Here is a 1,813-nt window from a genome sequence, read left to right as displayed (position 1 = left end):
AACGTGTTTGTGTATGGCTATTTGCGTTGGCTGGAACTAAGTTAACAAAAAGAAAATAAACCAGAGGAAAATCCGTAGGATTTTCCGAGTATGCAATAACAAGCAATTAGTTATACACGTTGTTGTGCGTTCGTTTTAATTCCTTAATGTTTCCAAATCGAATATTTTTGCTCTATCTTTCTTACTCAATTTTTTTATATTGTAATCTATTTTCATTATTTGACTTGGATGTAAAAAGAAAATAAACGATAATTTTTTCTTGAATAATCCTTTATCATATTTATCAAAGAAAATATTTATTTCAGATTCATCAGTTTTTCCAACAACTTCATTTAATGAAGAGTTAAGCATCAATGAAAGTTCTGATTTTACCTTTTCAACCACTTTATCATTAATTTTTAAATCAAAAAGTTTAATTTTTTCGACTAATGCTGGATAAGAGTCTACAATACGATATATATATCCTTTTTCTTTCAATTCACTCAACATCTCAGATTTTGATATTTGATCCGCATCTGAATCCGGACTGAAGTTGAGCATCAATTGGTTTTCCATATCGTGATATAAAAACCCACTTATTATGTTAATTTCTTTTTTACAATTTGTACACTGTTGAATATTCAGCTTGCCATTAATTACTTTGCTTTTAAGACTAGGTTCAATAGTTACGTTAACTGAATTGTAAATAATTAAATTTTGTTCAGTATTGCAATGAGGACAATTATGTTTTATTTGTTTTTCTAAACTCATAGATTGGTTTTAATGACGCACAACGAATTTGTGTATGATTACGTTGTGTTGGCTAGGACTAAGTTAACAAAAAGAAACCAAACCAGTGGAAAATTCCGCAGGAATTTTCCGAGTACACACAAACCGAACAATGAATTATACACGTTGTTGTGTGCAGTGTTTTTTTATTGCTTCATAATTTGTTATCTCATTTGCATATTCATGACAGAAATATTTGTCGAATTGACAATCACCTAGGTTTAAAAAACTGTTATTTAGTCTGCTGAAAAATTCATTTGAAATTTCTCTTCGAAAGGTTGCGAATAACCAATTATTAAAAGCAAAGCAATACAATTCAGAGTCATTAAATAAACTATTCCATAGTAAATCGCTGTGAGCGTATGATCTGTGATTTTCTGAACTTATATATCCAATATGATTAATAATTTTCTTGTAAATCATCTTACCTAATCCTAATTTTCTGAGACTATAAGGGATTCCAGTTCGATTTATATGTATTCTATTGGAAGAGTTATCTGTAGATATATGCCAATTTAGTTCGTCAAAACTATCGTCTGGATGATCAAATATTAGATGATGGTAGATTTCTTTGTATCTACCATCAAAATCACATTTGTTTTTAATTTTCTCAAAATCATTAATTAATGATTGAGGTAAAGTCAATTGATAGTTTGTAGAAGCTCCATTTTTCGTTTCGTCAATAATTACAATTTCGGACCAAGATAATTTTTTGACGTTATTTTTAAAAGCATCTAATTCAGATTTAATATCCGAAGTGATATCTTTTAATTTTTGGGCTTGAGTAATTCTTTCGTTCATATTTTACATTGCACACAACGTGATTGTGTATGATTACGTTGTGTTGGCTAGGACTAAGTTAGCAAAAATAAACCGAACCAGAGGAAAATTCCGCAGGAATTTTCCGAGTACACACGAACCGAACAATGAATTATACACGTTGTTACCTAATGCTACGACACGTTTGAGTAAGCACGTTTTACTTTGCCGTAAAGTTTTCAGAAATAGAATAGGAGAAAAGCTAAACTTTAGTTTTGCTTTTACG

2 protein-coding genes are annotated in these 1,813 nt (G+C 29.9%); both read right to left on the bottom strand.

The window, feature by feature from the left end; all coding sequences use genetic code 11:
• Positions 1-135 precede the first annotated feature (135 nt).
• Complete coding sequence (locus ACP15M_RS14530; protein ID WP_425077917.1) at positions 136-750, bottom strand: CpXC domain-containing protein; 615 nt, start codon at positions 748-750, stop codon at positions 136-138.
• Between the two features lie 135 nt (positions 751-885).
• Entirely contained in the window at positions 886-1,569 is a 684-nt protein-coding gene (locus ACP15M_RS14525) for a hypothetical protein (RefSeq protein WP_425077922.1), read from the bottom strand.
• Positions 1,570-1,813: the final 244 nt, after the last annotated feature.

The organism is Psychroserpens sp. S379A, from assembly GCF_049800755.1.
In the GTDB taxonomy this organism is placed as follows: Bacteria; Bacteroidota; Bacteroidia; order Flavobacteriales; family Flavobacteriaceae; genus Psychroserpens.
Note: the sequence above shows the minus strand (reverse complement) of the source record. Positions and strands in the feature narration are given on the sequence as shown.

What these genes read in the sequence shown, in the direction of transcription:
- ACP15M_RS14530 (WP_425077917.1), bottom strand. Translation starts at nt 750, where the DNA reads ATGAGTTTAGAAAAACAAATAAAACATAATTGTCCTCATTGCAATACT.
- ACP15M_RS14525 (WP_425077922.1), bottom strand. Translation starts at nt 1,569, where the DNA reads ATGAACGAAAGAATTACTCAAGCCCAAAAATTAAAAGATATCACTTCG.